General features: G+C 49.1%; 17 protein-coding genes and 2 tRNA genes. 8 read left to right on the top strand and 11 right to left on the bottom strand.

What is annotated here, in order from left to right; genetic code table 11:
- Window positions 1-42: 42 nt before the first annotated feature.
- From DTO96_RS03880 to dapA, 9 genes are all read right to left on the bottom strand, one after another.
- The gene (locus DTO96_RS03880; RefSeq protein ID WP_114562298.1) at window positions 43-1,233 is read right to left on the bottom strand and encodes a heme biosynthesis HemY N-terminal domain-containing protein; all 1,191 of its coding nucleotides are present in this window, start codon (window positions 1,231-1,233) and stop codon (window positions 43-45) included.
- Complete coding sequence (locus tag DTO96_RS03875; RefSeq protein ID WP_114562297.1) at window positions 1,230-2,405, bottom strand: hypothetical protein; 1,176 nt, start codon at window positions 2,403-2,405, stop codon at window positions 1,230-1,232. Before DTO96_RS03875 ends, DTO96_RS03880 begins: the two co-directional genes overlap by 4 nt.
- A gap of 281 nt (window positions 2,406-2,686) precedes the next feature.
- Complete coding sequence (locus DTO96_RS03870; protein ID WP_114562296.1) at window positions 2,687-3,475, bottom strand: uroporphyrinogen-III synthase; 789 nt, start codon at window positions 3,473-3,475, stop codon at window positions 2,687-2,689.
- 21 nt (window positions 3,476-3,496) lie between these two features.
- Complete coding sequence (gene hemC, locus DTO96_RS03865; protein ID WP_114562295.1) at window positions 3,497-4,453, bottom strand: hydroxymethylbilane synthase; 957 nt, start codon at window positions 4,451-4,453, stop codon at window positions 3,497-3,499.
- Between the two features lie 189 nt (window positions 4,454-4,642).
- A complete protein-coding gene (locus DTO96_RS03860) occupies window positions 4,643-5,272 on the bottom strand; it encodes a glutathione binding-like protein (protein ID WP_114562294.1) in 630 nt (209 codons plus the stop codon).
- Between the two features lie 218 nt (window positions 5,273-5,490).
- Window positions 5,491-6,342: a proteasome-type protease gene (locus DTO96_RS03855; RefSeq protein ID WP_114563909.1), complete on the bottom strand. Its 852-nt coding sequence runs from the start codon at window positions 6,340-6,342 to the stop codon at window positions 5,491-5,493.
- 287 nt (window positions 6,343-6,629) lie between these two features.
- Window positions 6,630-7,433 carry an MBL fold metallo-hydrolase gene (locus DTO96_RS03850; RefSeq protein ID WP_114562293.1) on the bottom strand — a complete coding sequence of 268 codons (804 nt, stop codon included), beginning with the start codon at window positions 7,431-7,433 and terminating at the stop codon, window positions 6,630-6,632.
- Window positions 7,434-7,438: 5 nt separating this feature from the next.
- Window positions 7,439-8,500, bottom strand: a complete 1,062-nt coding sequence (gene bamC, locus DTO96_RS03845) for an NlpB/DapX family lipoprotein (RefSeq protein ID WP_114562292.1) — start codon at window positions 8,498-8,500, stop codon at window positions 7,439-7,441.
- Window positions 8,501-8,602: 102 nt separating this feature from the next.
- On the bottom strand, window positions 8,603-9,484 hold the full coding sequence (gene dapA / locus DTO96_RS03840; protein ID WP_114562291.1) for a 4-hydroxy-tetrahydrodipicolinate synthase: 882 nt from the start codon (window positions 9,482-9,484) through the stop codon (window positions 8,603-8,605).
- 225 nt (window positions 9,485-9,709) lie between these two features.
- Between dapA and DTO96_RS03835 the strand changes: the two genes are divergently transcribed.
- From DTO96_RS03835 to DTO96_RS03805, 7 genes are all read left to right on the top strand, one after another.
- Window positions 9,710-9,786, top strand: a tRNA-Arg gene (locus DTO96_RS03835).
- Window positions 9,787-9,843: 57 nt separating this feature from the next.
- Window positions 9,844-10,056, top strand: a complete 213-nt coding sequence (rpsU, locus tag DTO96_RS03830; RefSeq protein WP_114562290.1) for a 30S ribosomal protein S21 — start codon at window positions 9,844-9,846, stop codon at window positions 10,054-10,056.
- Window positions 10,057-10,193: 137 nt separating this feature from the next.
- Entirely contained in the window at window positions 10,194-10,643 is a 450-nt protein-coding gene (locus DTO96_RS03825; RefSeq protein WP_114562289.1) for a GatB/YqeY domain-containing protein, read from the top strand.
- Between the two features lie 89 nt (window positions 10,644-10,732).
- On the top strand, window positions 10,733-12,493 hold the full coding sequence (gene dnaG, locus DTO96_RS03820) for a DNA primase (protein ID WP_114562288.1): 1,761 nt from the start codon (window positions 10,733-10,735) through the stop codon (window positions 12,491-12,493).
- 201 nt (window positions 12,494-12,694) lie between these two features.
- Window positions 12,695-14,977 carry an RNA polymerase sigma factor RpoD gene (gene rpoD, locus DTO96_RS03815; RefSeq protein WP_114562287.1) on the top strand — a complete coding sequence of 761 codons (2,283 nt, stop codon included), beginning with the start codon at window positions 12,695-12,697 and terminating at the stop codon, window positions 14,975-14,977.
- Window positions 14,978-15,100: 123 nt separating this feature from the next.
- Window positions 15,101-15,177: transfer RNA gene (locus DTO96_RS03810), tRNA-Ile, on the top strand.
- Window positions 15,178-15,410: 233 nt separating this feature from the next.
- On the top strand, window positions 15,411-15,836 hold the full coding sequence (locus DTO96_RS03805) for a type II toxin-antitoxin system HicB family antitoxin (protein ID WP_114562286.1): 426 nt from the start codon (window positions 15,411-15,413) through the stop codon (window positions 15,834-15,836).
- A 186-nt stretch (window positions 15,837-16,022) separates the two neighbouring features.
- Here DTO96_RS03805 and DTO96_RS12630 read toward each other — a convergent pair whose 3' ends face one another.
- Complete coding sequence (locus DTO96_RS12630) at window positions 16,023-16,172, bottom strand: hypothetical protein (protein ID WP_157964315.1); 150 nt, start codon at window positions 16,170-16,172, stop codon at window positions 16,023-16,025.
- Window position 16,173: 1 nt separating this feature from the next.
- Window positions 16,174-16,365, bottom strand: a complete 192-nt coding sequence (locus DTO96_RS03800; protein ID WP_114562285.1) for a hypothetical protein — start codon at window positions 16,363-16,365, stop codon at window positions 16,174-16,176.
- Between the two features lie 420 nt (window positions 16,366-16,785).
- Here DTO96_RS03800 and DTO96_RS03795 point away from each other — a divergent pair, with 420 nt between their 5' ends.
- Complete coding sequence (locus DTO96_RS03795) at window positions 16,786-17,250, top strand: Rrf2 family transcriptional regulator (protein ID WP_114562284.1); 465 nt, start codon at window positions 16,786-16,788, stop codon at window positions 17,248-17,250.

Below are 17,250 nucleotides of genomic sequence, written 5' to 3'. Positions count from 1 at the left end.
CGAGCCAAATTCAAATGGACATGAGTTCATGACCCTTTGACCTTATTTCACACTTGCCAATGCCGCTGCTTTGGCCTCTTCATCTTGGGCATGTGGCACATCATTCATGGCACGGTACGTTTGCGCCAAACCATAATGTGCCCGCACGCTCGGTTTAATCGCAAGACTGTTTTGAAAGTTTGCTTTTGCACGCCCCCAAATTTGGGTTTTGAAGCACATTTGCCCCGCAGCACACAACAAATCAGCATCCTTCACGCCCTCTTTCTCTCGCTGTGCTTCCCATGCATCCAACATTTTCAATTGAGCCGTGCCACTGCTTTCATCCGCCGCATCGATGTACAATGACAGCAATGCAGGACGCCAGTTGTTGCGCTGCGCTTCTTCAAGCACACGGCGGGCTTCAGCCTTTTCGCCGCGTTTAATTAAGGCATTCGCATATGCTTGTAAGGCCACGTCATCGTCACGAACAGCATCGGGCATGTCTTTGTACAAACTGCGCAAATAAGCCAGTGATGCCCCATCATCGGCCACCAAACCCACCACGGCTTGAGCAAACCATTTGTTTTTCACTTCAAGGGGTGCATCCCATTTTTTATCTTTAGCCAATTGCAATACTTCGTGCCAATGGGCCGCCTGAGCATGGGCATTGACTTGTAAATCACGGTAACGCAGGCTGTGTTTGCGCACCATCGGGCTCGCACCGTCCAATGCCGTCAATGCCGCACTGGCATCACCATTTTTCAAAGCCATTTCAGCCTGCTGCAAACATTTCGCATCGGCAAAATCATCATTGCCATCCAACTGTGCCAACCACGCATGAACTTCGCTGGGTTTACCCTGCGCATGCGCACTGGCTGTGCCAATTAAAGCGGCCAAACCTGCCGATTTGGGCAAACGCGAAGCAATTTTAGCCGCTTTATCCGCATGCGCCCAACGCCCTTCGTACAAAGCAATGGTTGCAGTTTGGATCGCGTCCAAGGCACGGTACTCTTTCTTTTTCTCCCGCGAATCACGCCAACGCGATGGCAGACCGACGGTGGCGCGATACACACGCCACACGATTGAAAACAGCACGGTCAGCAATAACAATGCAATCGCAAACACATAAATCGACATCGTGATTTGATGTGAAGCCACTGTGAACTGGGCTGTGCCTGGGTAAAAACGCGAACCAAAGGCAATCGCTGCCGCACTCGCCAAAAAAAACACGAACCAAAACAATTGTCTCATCATGCACCACCTTTCTGAGCCGCTGGAGCCGCTGGTGAAACAGGGGCAGAAGGCGCTGCGGGAGCAGGTAACGGGGTGACAGGAGGGATGCTTTGTTGCGTCCGAGCAGCACTCACCAACTGAGCGCGCGCTTGTTGCAAGGCCGTCGATACTGCGGCGAAATCTGGAGATGCTGGAAATGATTTATTGTCGATCAAACCTTGAATCGGTGATAAAGCCGCAGGATCGGCCCATTGCGTCGCCAGTGCATGAGCCGCAGCAGCATTGGTTTGTGCGCTGACCCAAAGCCCATTTTGAGCCGCCCATTGCGCTGACAGCAAGCGTGCGCTGATGCTTTGTTTAACCAAAGCCGCCGTCGCGGGATTGAGCATTTGCGCTTCTTGAGCACCATCCATTTTTTTAACTTCAATGACGTTTTTCATGCTGGCCACAATGCGTTCCCACCACGACAGATTGGCATTGACTGTGGTGCTGCCATCGTTTTTCGCCTTCACATCCATTTGATCAACCACTGCGATGGTTTGCTGCAAAGCGGTCAAATAGGTGGTGCTGGGCACTGCTGTCCATGCTTGCAATTGCGTTTCTGTTTGCGCCAAAGCACTCAATGCCGGGGCAAAAGCGGGGTCATTGGCCGTTTGTAACTGGATTTTCAAATTTTTTAAGTCTTGCAAAGCCAAAGTCGAATCGGCGTGCTGCATGAAAGACTGCTGCACATTTGACCACTGCCATTGGGCATCATACGCAGTTAATAAAGCGTTGGCAGATCCACCATTGATGGCGAGCACAATCGGTGCAGGCGCTGTTGCACCACCATTGACCGGCGCTTTGGGCGTGACGGCAGATGAGTTTGCCGTTGCTTCTTTAGGGGGCACCTGTTGCTGCATTTGTTGCATTAAGGCCGCTTGCAAATCACTTTGAGTCGCCCCTGTTGCAGCGGTTGCCGATGAAGACGGTTCTGTTTTACCATCAACTGTGGCGGGCACTTCGGCCACGGCGGGTTCAACCGCAGGTTTTGCCTGCAACACACGAGGCAAATAACGGTCGAGCGCGCCTTGATCATAGGCCACATAGCCCGAACCCCCAATCACACCCAGCACCAACAGCCACAACACACTGCGTTTAAATGATGAGCTTTTTTTCGGAGCCGTCGTGCTTGTATTTTCTTGCTTGTCCATAATAGTCCTTGTGTAATCAAATGCGCTTGATGACATATTGTAAAACAAAACGCGCTGACTGCGCGTTTTCGATGGAATTAATCAACCCTTTAAAAAGGGGAAACCCTCAACAGTTCGAGGCTTTTGGTTTCTGAGTTTGTTTGAATGACTGGATCGCACATCGTTTTCGGTTCAGAACACAGTCTCCGCAAGCACCCAATGCTGTGATCAACCAAGCAAAACAGTTCCGAAAAAACACCTCAAACCAACACACAGCAAGGGGTACAGTCATGATAAATGGCTCAATGGTGATGGGCAACTTGAGCAAGTCGTTGCAGATGCTCAGCGGTATTTTTGGCTGGGGCAATGTGCACATGATTAAATCCGTGGGAACGCGCGCATTCAGCAATGCTCGGATGCAAGGTCAATACAGGCTGAGCAAATACAAATTGACGGTCATCGTCGCTCAATGCCACAAGGTTATCCAGCAATGCCAACATGCCTTCTTGACTGGTGATGGACAACACAACACCTTGCCCTCGCAAGGCCTGTTTAAAGTCATGGCACTGCGCCACAGACCACATCAACGGCTCCCGTCGATAACATGGCCACACGTCAACCACGGCCCCCGCAGCACGCAGGTGATTGAGAAAAACATCCCGCCCCATTTGCGCCCGCACAATCAAAATGCGTTGTCCCATCAAATTGGCTTGCGCCCTCTGCAAGGCTTGCCACAACCCTTCAGAGTCTTGCGACTCATGTGTCGCAGGAAAAACAAGGCTGGCGTTTGGCCATTGATGGTGCGCGGCATCGGCTGTTGTACGTCCAACAGCCGCCGCCCAAACCTGCTCACGCCAAACCAAACCCAGTGCATGCAAGCGCTGTGCCGCAAAATTCACCGCATGCTGACTGACCAGCATCACGCCCTGATACGAGGCCCAATGTGTGAGAAGGTGTTGTTCAAAATCGGCATCCACGTGTGCCGCGACATGCAAAGTGGGTAAGCCCAAGACCCGCATCCCATGCGCTCGCAACACCGATGTCACGTCATCGCGGACGGGTTGTGGGCGGGTTAAAACAATGGTTCGCATGAGGTGGTTTTCAACTCAAAATCAACGGTTTGAATCAACATGAGACTCACTCAACAAGGCATCTAAAATCGTTTGCGCACCTTGAATGTACAAATCATTGACCACACCACTGGCGAGCTGCTCGGGCTGTGTCAGCGAACTGCGTGCTTGGGCATTCAGCACCCGCGAGCCATCGGGCAAAGCCAAACTGGCGCGCAGGAACAACTGCCCCTCTTCGATGACCGCATGAGCCGCCAAGGGTGTTTGGCATGAGCCACCCAACGCACGTGACACCGCACGTTCGGCAGCCGTGCAAGTGGCTGTTGCCACATCATGCAAAGGGGCAAGTAAAGCCGCCACATCCGCACGCTCACTGGCAATTTCAATCCCAAGTGCACCTTGACCCGCTGCGGGCAAAGCCTCGCTCAATGACAACAACGCTTTGATGCGTTCGCCCATACCAAGGCGCTTCACACCCGCCGCTGCGAGCAAAATGGCATCGTACTGGCCTTCATCGAGCTTGCGCAAACGCGTGTCCAAATTGCCGCGCAAAGACTCAATTTTCAAATGCGGGAAACGTGCTTGCAACTGTGCCGCACGTCGCAAACTGGACGTACCGACCACAGCACCCGCGGGCAATTCGGCCAATGAAGTGTAGGTGTTTGAAATAAAAGCATCGCGCGCATCTTCACGCGCCATCACGCACGCAAGCGTGAAGCCATCGGGCAATACCATCGGCACATCTTTAAGTGAATGCACCGCGAGGTCAGCTCGACCGTCAAACAATGCCGCTTCGAGCTCCTTAACGAACAGGCCTTTACCACCGATTTTTGATAAACTTTGATCCAAAATTTGATCGCCGCGCGTGGTCATGCCCAGCAATTCGACGGTCAAATCAGGGTATAGGCGCTCCAGTTCTGATTTCACAAAATGGGCTTGCCACAAGGCGAGTCGTGATTCACGCGTGGCGATGGTGATTTTTTTAATAGAAGAAGGCATTGAGAAAGTGCGGAGTCAATCCGGGTATTAAATAGAAATAGGCGGGAGTGCAGGCGATGCTGAGAAACGGCCTGCCCACAATCTTTTGATTTTGATTAAATTTTTGTCAGGATTTTATTAACAAAATCCTCATTTCAAACACGGAGAAACAAGCTTTCACCGTTCTCCATATTCCATTGAAACAAATGATTAAATTGCAGTTTGGTTTTGCTCAGCCAAAGCGGTCACGACAGCAGGGCGCGCCTGAATGCGCTCAACCATTTGATTTAGATGGCCAAAAGGTGACAAGTCAAGCCCCAGTCGAGCGGCCCAACGGTAAGTGACGTAGATGTACACATCCGCCGCAGAAAATTGATTGTTGGCGATCCACTCTTTGCCTTCGTATTCGGTGTTCAGATAAGCATACAAATCCAACACACGGTCTTTTGCCAAGGCTTTGACCAATGGATAACCCGCCTCATCTGGGGTGAAACGCTGTGGCGCAAACAAGGGTTTGAATGCAGGATGCAAGTCAGAATTAGCAAAAGACAACCAACGCAAGGCTTGGGCATGTTCAAAAGTCCCTAATTTGGGATACGCCACGCCAGGCTCACCCAAAGCAGCCATGTATTCAATGATGGCTAAATTTTGCGTGAGAACCCGACCATCATCAAGTTGCAAGGCAGGTACGGCGCCAAGTGGATTGATGGTATCAAGGTATTCAGCACGACCCGCATCATCTGGACGCGGTGCCGCCAGCACGGCAACATCCAGATTGAGTTCGCGTGCAATGACATGGGGAACAAGCGAGCATGCGCCCGAATAAAAATAAAGTTTCATTGTGTCCTTTATGGGAAATATGGGAAGACAAGCACGGGAAAGTGTTTATAAAAAACGACATTCCTCACGCCTTCAATCAGGCCATCAGGCTGTTTGCCCGTGAGCTTATAAAAATAAAACCAATGCGGAATCGCTGCATTTAAATATTACTACACTTCATCAGCTCACATGAAAAAGCCAGTTCATTCTAATTTTTAATGTTTCCCATGTTTTATAAACTAATTTTGAGCCAAATACTGCGGAGCCGTTTCGACTTGATTCGCGTCGTTGTGGCGTGCACGATTATGCGCCATCACGGGCCGAGCGGCATTTGTCGACTCAATGGACAAAGGGTCGTTGGGCGAAGACCACAGCGGGTCTTCGATTTGGTTAAACACTTCGCGCAAACGCTCGCCCCATGTGCGGCTGATCATTTGAAAATATTGATTATCCGCCGTGATTTGAGTGAATTTGGTCACGGCCAATGCGTCTTTTTCATAGCACAACAAATCCAAAGGCAAGCCAACCGAGATATTGCTGCGCAAAGTTGAATCCATAGAAATCAGGGCGCATTTTGCAGCCTCATCCAAAGGTGTTTCAGGGCGAATCACGCGATCCACAATTGGCTTACCATATTTGGCTTCACCAATTTGAAAATACGGATTGTCATCTGTGGCTTCGATAAAATTACCTGCAGCATAGACTTGGAACAAACGCATTTCCTCATCCCCAATCTGCCCACCAATGATGAAACTGACATTAAAATCAAAACCAAATTCTTTTAAAGCCGCCGCATCCTGCTCATGCACTTTGCGTATGGCCTGCCCAACCAAACGCGCCGCTTGGTACATGTTTTTAACATTCCACATGGTTGTGTTGTCTTCAGTCTTGGTTTGGCGCATTAAGAACTGCACCACCGACTGACTGATAGACAAATTACCTGCGGTCATGAGCACAATCGTGCGCTCTCCAGGGACGTCAAACACCGTCATTTTTCGAAAACGATTGACCAAATCCACACCCGCATTGGTGCGAGAGTCCGATAAAAAAACCATGCCTTGGTTCAGTTTTAACGCCACACAATATGTCATGAGCACCTCAAAAAACATTTTAAAGAAGAATTAAATCATTTTTTCACACTGGGGTCTTAAGTTTTTGTACGTGTTTTCGTGCAAACCCCCAAGAACAACCGCAATCAAAACTTAACCTGTCAAAATGAGGCCATTTAAAAACACCCCACGCAGTTCGACCCACCGTTAACAACATGTTGTCCTTGCCTTATTTTAAAAAAGCACACCGAAGTGTGCTTTCCATTCTGCAAATCATTTTACGCGATTTTCAAGGCACTTGATGGGGCTTTATCGTAAAACCCGAAGTCCTACCGAACCTCAAACCAATCAAAACCTTCATTCTGACAAGCCAAGGCATAAGGGATACGGTGCTCCCCCAAGGCGGCCTCCAACAAATCCCGAACACGCTCAAGGTCATTGTTGTTTTGGCTGATATGAGCCGCATGCACATGGTGCAAATTGGGATGAATCAACTGCAACAACAACTCCTGTGAGGTTTTGTTGTCCAAATGGCCATAATCTCCAAAAATTCTCTGCTTCAAACTGGCTGGATATTTGGTCGACTGCGCCAACATCTGTGCATCATAATTGTACTCCAACACCAAACCATGACAGGCCTGCAAAGCTTGAACCACCACGGGCGTGATGTGCCCAACATCTGTGATCACCCCCAAGTGTAAATCCCTACACTTAAAGGTAAACTGCAAAGGTTCGCGGGCATCATGCGGCACCGTGTACGGATGCACGACCAATGCACCCAATTCAAAAGGTTGAGCATCCGCACAAAAAGTGACATTCAAGCCTTCACATGAATGGGTGTGATTCAACACACTCACATGCGTTCCGCGCGACATGTGAATCGGCGTGCCAAATTTTCGTGCAAAGCGCGCCACACCACCAATGTGGTCATCGTGCTCATGCGTCACCAACAGGGCATCAATGTCCTGCCCTGTCAAATTAAGTCGCGCAAGCCGCTTCACTGTCTCTTTGGTACTGAAACCGCAGTCCAATAAAAGGCGCGTTGTCTGCCCCGCACAACGCGCCTCGATGACCAAAGCATTGCCCGCGCTGCCACTACCCAAGCTGGCATAGCGCAGTATCGGTGCCGTCATAACTGTTATTTCAAACTATTTTGCAATGTTTTCAATACTTTTTGAACACCTTTGTCATCCACTGGCGCACCATTCTTATCAAAGAAAGCCACTTGGGTTTGATTTGAATTCAATGATTTAAATTTCACTTGATACGTTTCATTCAATTTACCAAACGATTTACGGAAAAGACCTCGATCATCTGGGCTTGGCGTCACAATATAAGTGCGTGAGCTGTAATCACGATCAACCACAGACAAACCTGCTCGATCCAAGGACAAGCCCACTCGACGCCATGCATTTTCGATGGTATCTGCCACCACCAAAGTATCGCCACTGATGGTTGCACCTTTGCTGTTGTTCACACTGTTTGCCAAAACGGTTTGTGCTTCTTTTTCACTTGTGCCCAACTTAACCATCAAACGGCGCAAAAATTCAGCCTCCAGTTGAGGATCCGCCGCGCGCGGTTGCCACATCGTGCTTTCTTTCGAAGACGAGGTATAAACCTCTTCCATGCCTCGGTGACTGATGTACACCTCAACACCATCACTGGTGCGTTCCACACGTGTTTTGAACATGTCACGCGTGCCTGTGTCGTACAAAGTGTCTAAAGCTTTACCCAAAACTTTACGCAAACCCGTTTGTGGCAAGCTCGCGCGGTTTTCAGCCCAATCGGTTTCGATCACGCCTAACTTAGGTGAGTTTGAACGAATCGTAAAGCCATTGTCTTCCCAAAACTCTTGCAGCACAGGCCATACCTGCTCGGCTGGGCGTTTAATCACCAACCAGCGTGTCTCGCCCGCCTTTTCAATCGTCATGTCTTTGGCTGTCACCAGCAACTGGGTTGTCGGTGTTTGCGCGGTTGGATCCTGATTGATGCTGGAAAAACGAACCCCATCGCCTTCTAAATTGTATTGTTTGCTTTTATCGTAATCCGACAGACCCGGTGGCACTTCTAAAGGAGAGCCTTTCACTTGGCTTCTGTAGTCAATTTTAGAACCGGACGACACACTGCCCAATGAACCACAGGCGGACAAGATCAGCGTTGCAGCCAAACCCAAGGTATAAGAAATTTTCTTCAATTGCATTGCACATCCTTAAAAAACGACTCAAAAAAGAATCCAAAAAGTGAGCTTATAAGTTCAAGCCTGTTAACCCGCAGCGGATTAAGTCAAAAATGATGCCGCAGTTTACAACAATCCAGCGGTTTGCATCGCAGCACGAACGATTTTTTGTGAATCCAAAGTCAGCGGCGTCAAAGGCAAGCGCACGCCAGCTGGCATTTTGCCCATTTCAGCCAAAGCCCATTTCACAGGAATTGGATTCGCCTCAATAAACAACTGCTTATTGAGCTCATACAATTTGGCCGTGATGTCGCGCACTGTGACCACATCGGCATTCAATGCAGCAACACATAAGTCATGCATCATTTTTGGAGCCACATTGGCCGTCACCGACACATTGCCCTTTGCACCCATCAATATCAAAGCCGCTGCCGTGCCATCATCACCACTGTACACAGCAAAATCGCTCGGCACTTGTTGAATCAACGCAGTACCACGCCCCACATCACCCGTCGCATCCTTAATGCCAATGATGTTTGGGATCTGCGCCAAACGCACGACAGTATCATTCGACATGTCCGCCACAGTCCGGCCAGGCACGTTATAAAGCACGATAGAGCAATCCACACCTTCAGCAATCGTCTTGAAATGTTGATACAAACCCTCTTGTGTTGGTTTGTTATAGTAAGGCACCACTTGCAAAGTGGCATCCACACCCACCGAGTGCGCGTATTTACTCAACTCAACGGCCTCACGGGTTGAATTCCCGCCCGCACCCGCAATCACAGGAATACGGCCTGCCGCCTGCTCAACGGCAATCTTAATGAGCTCACAATGCTCATCCACAGACACTGTCGGCGACTCGCCACTCGTGCCCACAGCCACAATGGCATCGGTGCCCTGCTCCACATGCCAATCAATTAAAGCACGATAAGCCGCAAAATCAATTTCACCACTGTCATGCATAGGGGTGACCAATGCCACCAAGCTGCCTGTAATCATCGTCATATCGTACCAATTCTTATATTAGTTAAATTAAATCGTGCGTTGCCCGCCCGAAACGCCAAGTCAACATTGACATCGGCTTTTTAAAAATGCTCAACTATTCTACTGCTAAAACATACGGATTGCCACAATTGCCATGCCAAAGCCCCGCTATTTTCACTTTTTTAAAGTTTTTTGCAAAAAAGACTTGCCAGCCCACCGTATCCTTGCTATAGTTCTACTCCTAACGCGGCTGTAGCTCAGCTGGATAGAGTACTTGGCTACGAACCAAGGGGTCGTGGGTTCGATTCCTGCCAGCCGCACCATTATTTTTGTTTACGTTCGTCGTAGGACGCAAACATAACTTTTTAAGAGTAAGCATTATGCCTTTAATTCGTGTTAAAGAGAACGAGCCATTTGAAGTTGCCATGCGTCGCTTCAAGCGCGCCATCGAAAAAACTGGTTTGTTGACTGATTTGCGTGCTCGTGAGTTTTATGAAAAACCAACAACTGAACGCAAACGTAAACATGCAGCTGCATGCAAACGCAACTACAAACGTCTGCGCAGCCAAATGTTACCAAAGAAAATGTATTAATTCGACAGCAATTTAAAAAATGAATTGATATCATATTCAAGCAGTTAAAAAACCCGCTCAATTACCGAGCGGGTTTTGTCTTTTCCAAAAAACATCAAAAACACCTCATCACAACCCCATCCCCCACGGAGAACAGTATGTCTCTAAAAGTCCAAATCAAAGCCGACACCATCGCCGCCATGAAAGCGCGCGAAACCACCAAATTAGAAACCTTGCGCTTACTGTCTGCCGACATTCAACGCCGTGAAGTCGACAGCCAAACAGAGCTGGATGACGCCGCTATTTTAGCCGTCATCGAAAAAGCCTGCAAACAACGCAGAGAGTCCATCACCCAGTTTGAACAAGCAGCACGCACCGACCTGGTTGAAAAAGAACAAGCCGAACTGGCCATTTTATCCACCTATTTACCCGCTCAAATGTCCGATGAAGACATCACCACAGCCGTCAGCGCTGCCATTGCCAACACTGGCGCAACCAGCCCGCAAGACATGGGTAAAGTCATGGGCACACTCAAAGCCCAATTGGCAGGTCAAGCAGACATGGGTCGTGTGTCAGCTCTCATCAAGCAACAACTGACGCAAGCCTAAGAAACCGCCAAATCAACGCATAGCCGGTGGATCGACCAAAGGTCGCCTCGCACAACAACCGCTTAGCCCACACTTTATCGAGCATACGAATGATTCCGAACGAGTTCATCAATGATTTACTCAACCGCGTCGACATCGTTGACGTGGTCGGTCAATATGTTCAACTTAAACGCGCAGGCGCCAACCATCAAGGCTTATGCCCTTTTCACAACGAAAAAAGCCCGTCTTTTACCGTCAGCGCATCCAAGCAGTTTTACCACTGCTTTGGCTGCGGTGCACACGGGTCAGCGCTTGGTTTTTTGATGGAACATAACGGCTTGACGTTCGTCGAAGCCATCAATGACCTGGCACGTCAAGCAGGGATGACGGTCCCACAAGACAAACCGCAGTCGCCGCAGCAAGTCCAAGCACAAATCGCACAAAAAGTTCGCACCCAAAACCTTGGTCAAGTCCTCACCGAAGCCGCACAATTTTACAAACACCAATTGCGAGAGCACCCTCACGCCATTGCCTACCTTAAACGTCGCGGCTTGAGCGGTGAAATCGCCCAACGCTTTGGGCTGGGGTTCGCCCCTTTTGAGCCCACGCTGTCTTCAATTTTTGACGATTACAACGAATCATCCAGCCTGCTCGACGCCGGCCTGTGCAAACAGCGCGAAGGACAAAATCGCCGTTACGATTTTTTTCGTGAACGCATCATGTTCCCCATCCGCAACACCAAAGGCCAAATCATCGGTTTTGGCGGGCGCATTTTGGACAAAGGCGAGCCAAAATACCTGAACTCGCCCGAAACCCCGTTATTCCAAAAGGGGCAAGAACTGTACGGCCTGTTTGAAGCACGCAGTGCAATCGCCCAACACCAATACGCCCTCATTGTAGAGGGCTATATGGATGTGGTCGCCCTCGCACAAGCCGGGCTGGCCAATGCCGTCGCCACCCTTGGCACGGCCACCAGCACCGCACACGTGCAAAAACTGTTCCGCTTTACGGACACCATTGTATTCAGCTTTGACGGCGATGGCGCGGGTCGAAAAGCCGCATGGCGCGCCATGATCAATGCCTTGCCATTGGCCACAGACACCCGCACCATTAAATTTTTATTTTTGCCGCCTGAACACGATCCAGACACCTTTGTGCGAGAAAAAGGCATGGATGCGTTTGTGGCAGAAGTGCAAACCGCAATGACGCTGTCGCAATTTTTACTGTTCGGCCTCAATCAAGCCGCCCCCGATGGCAGCGCGGAAGCACGCGCACGACAATTGCACCTCGCCAAACCGATGTTGCAATCATTGCCCAATGGTGCGTTGCGCACACACATCATCCAGGCACTGGCAACACAACTGAGCTCGACACCAAATGATGTGGCCGAATATTGTGAGCTCATCACAAACCAACGCCCACGCAAAGGGGCACGCGAAAAAACCAAACGGGTTGCCCCTCCCTCATCCGTAGAGCGCGCACTGGACTTACTCATCGCCCATCCCAGCATTGCCCAGCACGCCCACAGTAACACATGGGCTCACCTGCCACAACACCATGCATTGACCGCGCTCATTGAAATGCTGCATGCACAACCCGAGCTTGCACCAGCCGCCCTGTCTCACCAACTCGACAACTCCGACCACCATGAATGGTATCAGCACATCCTGCAAAAACACTTGCGCGAACCCGCCCAAATGTCCGCAGAAGACGCACTCACCGCTTACATCGCCCTTGAAACACAACTTAAGCGAGAAGCACTCGACCAAAGATTAAAAACGCTCGCCGTTCAAATGTCGGTGGATGATGCAGCCAAATCCGAATACATGCGTGTATTGCATGAACGAGCCAAGCTCTCCCCGCCCAAATAAAGCCATCAAAGCCGCTGAGCAAAACTCAAAACAGATTCACTTTTTGACGCCTTAAACCTTGTTTTTTCAACAATTTACCCCACGTATGGGATGCGAATCGCTTAAAAATTTATGCCTTTTTCATGGTATAATAAGAAGTTAATGTAATTTGAATGTTTTGTCTTGGTGTTTCTTTCTTAAATTTTATTTGAAGGTCGATCCATGAGCACAGCTAAAAAACGTCCATCAGCGCACTCTAAAGCCACCGCATCAAATGCAACCGCTAAAACGAGCAAAGCCGCCGCAACCGCTGTCAAAAAAACCACCGCAAAACCCCATTCAGAAAACACCGTCAAACCCCCTGCACCTCCGGTCGACATTGTACCGAAGCGCAACACCAAAGGCACAGAGCGCAGCATGACAGCAAAAAAAACCAGCACAACCAAAGACGCAAAAAACGCAAAAAAACCCAGCAAAGTCACCACCATCACCAACCCCGAAGTTGACGATGAACTGCTTGACGATGCAGACGTGATTGTGGGTGGCGACGATGATTTACTCGACGACATGGACGGTGTAGAGGTCATTCCAGACTTCGACACGCCTCCAGCCAAAGCCGACAAGAGCAAACGCAAAGGCAAAGACAGCAGCTCAGAAGCCGCCACCGCAATGCTTGAATTCAAGCGCAATCAGATGAAAACACTGATTAAACTGGGTAAAGACCGCGGCTATTTGACACACGCAGAAATCAACGACAACTTGCCCGACAACATGGTCGAAGGTGACGCACTGGACAACATGGTCTCAGCGTTTTCCGACATGGGCATTCAAGTCTATGAACAAGCACCCGATGCAGAAACCCTGCTGATGGCCGACAATGTGCCCACAGCCAGTAATGACGATGACACGGAAGAAGAAGCTGAAGCAGCACTCTCCACCGTTGACTCGGAATTTGGCCGCACGACCGACCCTGTGCGCATGTACATGCGTGAAATGGGCACCGTCGAGCTGCTGACCAAAGCACAAGAAATTGTGATTGCCAAGCGCATCGAAGAAGGCCAACGTGAAATGATGGCTGCTATTTCTGCGTGCCCATCAACGATCCAACAAATTCGTGAACTCGTTGACAAAATCCGTTCAAGTGAAATTTCAGTGGACGATGTTGTGGATGGTTTAGCAGGTGCAGAAGAGTCTTTTGATGCCAAGAAAGTTGAAGTGATCGACGACTCTGACGATGACGACGCCGATGATGCAGACGACAGCGGCACGGGCATGTCCAGCAAACAGTTGGAGGCATTGAAAAACCAAGCCCTCGAAAAATTCGACACGGTTGAAAAGCATTTCGACAAGATGCGCATCGCCTTTGGCAAAGACGGCTATTTATCAGCCTCCTACAACAAAGCGCAAGAAGCCATCACCAACGAGCTGATGACCATCCGCTTCACCGTTCGCACCGTCGATCGCCTGTGCGACACACTGCGCTCACAGGTCGAGTCAGTACGCAAGATTGAACGCAAAATCCGTGCATTGTGCGTCACACGCATGGGCATGGAACCGCAATTTTTCATCACCAATTTCCCTGGCCATGAAACCAATCTGGAATGGTCAACTGAGTTGCTCAAAGGCAAACACACCTTCAACTCATTGCTGACCCGCAACATCCCTGCTTTGCACGAACTGCAAAACCAGCTGGTGGATTTACAAGCGCAAGTGGTTTTGCCATTGACCGACCTCAAAGCCATTCACAAACAAATGATCACAGGTGAATCAAAAACCCGTGATGCAAAAAAAGAAATGACCGAAGCCAACTTGCGCTTGGTGATTTCAATCGCCAAACGCTACACCAACCGCGGTCTGCAATTCCTTGATTTAATTCAAGAAGGCAACATTGGCTTGATGAAAGCAGTGGATAAATTTGAGTATCGCCGTGGTTACAAATTTTCAACGTACGCCACATGGTGGATCCGTCAAGCAATCACGCGTTCGATCGCCGACCAAGCCCGTACGATTCGCATCCCCGTACACATGATTGAAACCATCAACAAAATGAACCGCATTTCGCGTCAAATTTTGCAAGAAACGGGCAATGAACCTGACGCCGCTGTTTTGGCTGAAAAAATGGAAATGCCTGAGCACAAGATCCGCAAGATCATGAAAATCGCCAAAGAACCGATTTCTATGGAAACACCGATTGGTGACGACGAAGATTCGCATTTGGGCGACTTCATCGAAGATGGCAACACCATGACCCCAGCGGAAGCGGCTTTGCACACAGGCATGCAAGACATTGTGAAAGATGTCTTGGACTCATTGACCCCGCGCGAAGCCAAAGTATTGCGCATGCGCTTTGGCATTGAAATGACCACCGATCACACCCTCGAAGAAGTGGGCAAACAATTTGACGTGACCCGTGAACGCATCCGCCAAATCGAAGCAAAAGCCTTGCGTAAACTGCGTCACCCATCGCGCTCAGAAAAGCTCAAAAGCTTCCTCGAAAACAGCTGATCACGACAAAAACAGTCAAAGCAGCAGAATCGAACCCATTAAAATTCAAAGCTTCACACATTTTTTTGCGATTCGATTCGCCTCTGCCGCTTGTTTTCAGTACAATGCTGCTTTCACGATTTCGGACCATTAGCTCAGTTGGTTAGAGCAGAGGACTCATAATCCTTTGGTCGTAGGTTCAAGTCCTACATGGTCCACCAATAAATACGGGGCTTACAGCGATGTAAGCCCCGTTATTTTTTGCCACTTAGACAACATCCGACGTTCTGCCCCCCCTTTTTTTTCTCTTGACTTACCCCAACCACCTGCAAAGTACGCAGCAGAGATAAAAAACCACACCGAAAAACAACCATCAAGCAACTTGGGCTAGACGAGGGCTGACAGGCGGGGCGAAAGCCCCAGGTTATATAAAAGATAATATAAGAGACAAACCATGAAACGCTTAAACTCATATCCAATTGAGCTTACCGAAGATACAGGCGGGTACGTTGTGACATTTCCTGACATCCCTGAGGCCATGACTCAGGGTGATACACTTGATGAAGCCCTTGAAATGGCACAAGATGTGCTTTTAATCGCAATGGATTTTTATTTTGAAGACAAGCGCCCCGTTCCAATGCCTTCAAAAGCAGCTAAAGGCCAACACACCATCCAGCTGCCACTGAGCGTATGGGCTAAAATACTTGTACTAAACGAACTGTGTCATCAAAACTTACAGCCAGCCGATGTCGCACGAAAAATGGGCACGCGCCCACAAGATGTGAATCGCATCCTAAATTTACATTGCACTACGAAAATTGACACAATTGCAGCTGCATTACATGCAGTAGGCAAAGAACTGAGCCTAAGTATTGATTAAAAAACACAGCCAATAACAGGCTGTAAATGCATTACACTCATTGCTTTACCCTACATTTTTGTATCGTTTTATTAGGCAGATGTCCAACCACATGATCCACCCATAAATAAGCGGCTTACACTACTTAAGCCGCTTATTCTTTACACCAGATGCGATTGCACACACAACGCAACACCTCACTCGATATTATTTTTCTTTTTCATTCTGACGCCAGCCCAAATAAAAAGCAAAACCCAAACCGAACAAGATGAACAATAAAAACAAAGCTTCTGGCACGCCACTGGGCATCATATCCGCCCAGTGACTCCAATAACCGATTTCATTTTGCACATCCATGTTATTTTTTTACAGTCGAGGCGGGAGCCGTTACCGCTGTTGAGGCGGATGCAGCCCCTTTTGGACTGCATTTACCCCCTTTATGGTGCTTACCAACACCGCCCGTTAATGTCGAACCTTTTGGACAAGCCATGGCCGACACCGATGCAAAACCCAAAGCCGCTGCAACAGCGACGGAAATAATTTTTTTCATGATTTACCCCTAAAAAGATGGAAACAATTTATGTGAAGGCATCAACGAAACCCACAGCAGCACTGTAACAAGGAAGTGAGGCGCCTTAAGTTACGCCATGTTTCGACATGTAACCATTTGTAAGCCCAAAACAAGCAAATCATAAGCAACAAAAAGTCACCCACGGCAGACGTGTCCACCTAAACCTCACCTTTTCGAGCTCAACTGTCAAGTCCGTGTAAACCTCTCATCGTAAAATGCAAGCATTCCAAGCACCGCCTTCAGAAGGGGTTCCCGAAAAACAATACCCGAGTGTTTTTATCGGGTTTATGTTACAATCTTGATACAAAAGATTGGTTTGCAACGACAAAATCATGAGACATTCACGTCCAATTTTTCGCTAAAAACCAGAACCAATAATGTATTGAGATTGGACATATCATGCGACTGACCACAAAAGGCCGATTTGCCGTAACCGCACTACTTGACGTTGCCTTGCGATCGACTGAAGGCCCGGTGAACCTTGCGGCGGTTTCTGATCGCCAGCAAATTTCCTTATCGTATCTTGAGCAATTGTTCGGCAAGCTTCGCCGCAGTGGCCTTGTGGACAGCGTTCGTGGCCCAGGCGGCGGTTACATTTTGGCGCGTGCTCCTGAGCTGATATCCGTTGCCAGCATTGTGATTGCCGTAGATGAGCCCCTTGATGCACGCCAATGCGAAGGTCGAGAAGACTGTTTTAACGGGCATCAGTGCATGACACATGAACTTTGGCACACGCTCAATCAAAAAATGTTTGAATATTTGGAGTCTGTGAACTTGCAAAACCTCGTCAATGACCACAACAAGCGTCAATCGGAGCACAACCATGCCCACGGCGAACAAGTCATTCACATGCACGCCCACTGA

Source organism: Ephemeroptericola cinctiostellae, assembly GCF_003339525.1.
Taxonomy (GTDB): domain Bacteria; phylum Pseudomonadota; class Gammaproteobacteria; order Burkholderiales; family Burkholderiaceae; genus Hydromonas; species Hydromonas cinctiostellae.
The sequence above is the reverse complement of the archived record's forward strand: the minus strand, read 5'-3'. Positions and strand labels throughout refer to the sequence as shown.

Coding starts and splice junctions, on each gene's coding strand:
- DTO96_RS03880 (WP_114562298.1), bottom strand. CDS start 1,233: ATGATGAGACAATTGTTTTGGTTCGTGTTTTTTTTGGCGAGTGCGGCA.
- DTO96_RS03875 (WP_114562297.1), bottom strand. CDS start 2,405: ATGGACAAGCAAGAAAATACAAGCACGACGGCTCCGAAAAAAAGCTCA.
- DTO96_RS03870 (WP_114562296.1), bottom strand. CDS start 3,475: ATGCGAACCATTGTTTTAACCCGCCCACAACCCGTCCGCGATGACGTG.
- hemC (WP_114562295.1), bottom strand. CDS start 4,453: ATGCCTTCTTCTATTAAAAAAATCACCATCGCCACGCGTGAATCACGA.
- DTO96_RS03860 (WP_114562294.1), bottom strand. CDS start 5,272: ATGAAACTTTATTTTTATTCGGGCGCATGCTCGCTTGTTCCCCATGTC.
- DTO96_RS03855 (WP_114563909.1), bottom strand. CDS start 6,342: ATGACATATTGTGTGGCGTTAAAACTGAACCAAGGCATGGTTTTTTTA.
- DTO96_RS03850 (WP_114562293.1), bottom strand. CDS start 7,433: ATGACGGCACCGATACTGCGCTATGCCAGCTTGGGTAGTGGCAGCGCG.
- bamC (WP_114562292.1), bottom strand. CDS start 8,500: ATGCAATTGAAGAAAATTTCTTATACCTTGGGTTTGGCTGCAACGCTG.
- dapA (WP_114562291.1), bottom strand. CDS start 9,484: ATGACGATGATTACAGGCAGCTTGGTGGCATTGGTCACCCCTATGCAT.
- rpsU (WP_114562290.1), top strand. CDS start 9,844: ATGCCTTTAATTCGTGTTAAAGAGAACGAGCCATTTGAAGTTGCCATG.
- DTO96_RS03825 (WP_114562289.1), top strand. CDS start 10,194: ATGTCTCTAAAAGTCCAAATCAAAGCCGACACCATCGCCGCCATGAAA.
- dnaG (WP_114562288.1), top strand. CDS start 10,733: ATGATTCCGAACGAGTTCATCAATGATTTACTCAACCGCGTCGACATC.
- rpoD (WP_114562287.1), top strand. CDS start 12,695: ATGAGCACAGCTAAAAAACGTCCATCAGCGCACTCTAAAGCCACCGCA.
- DTO96_RS03805 (WP_114562286.1), top strand. CDS start 15,411: ATGAAACGCTTAAACTCATATCCAATTGAGCTTACCGAAGATACAGGC.
- DTO96_RS12630 (WP_157964315.1), bottom strand. CDS start 16,172: ATGGATGTGCAAAATGAAATCGGTTATTGGAGTCACTGGGCGGATATG.
- DTO96_RS03800 (WP_114562285.1), bottom strand. CDS start 16,365: ATGAAAAAAATTATTTCCGTCGCTGTTGCAGCGGCTTTGGGTTTTGCA.
- DTO96_RS03795 (WP_114562284.1), top strand. CDS start 16,786: ATGCGACTGACCACAAAAGGCCGATTTGCCGTAACCGCACTACTTGAC.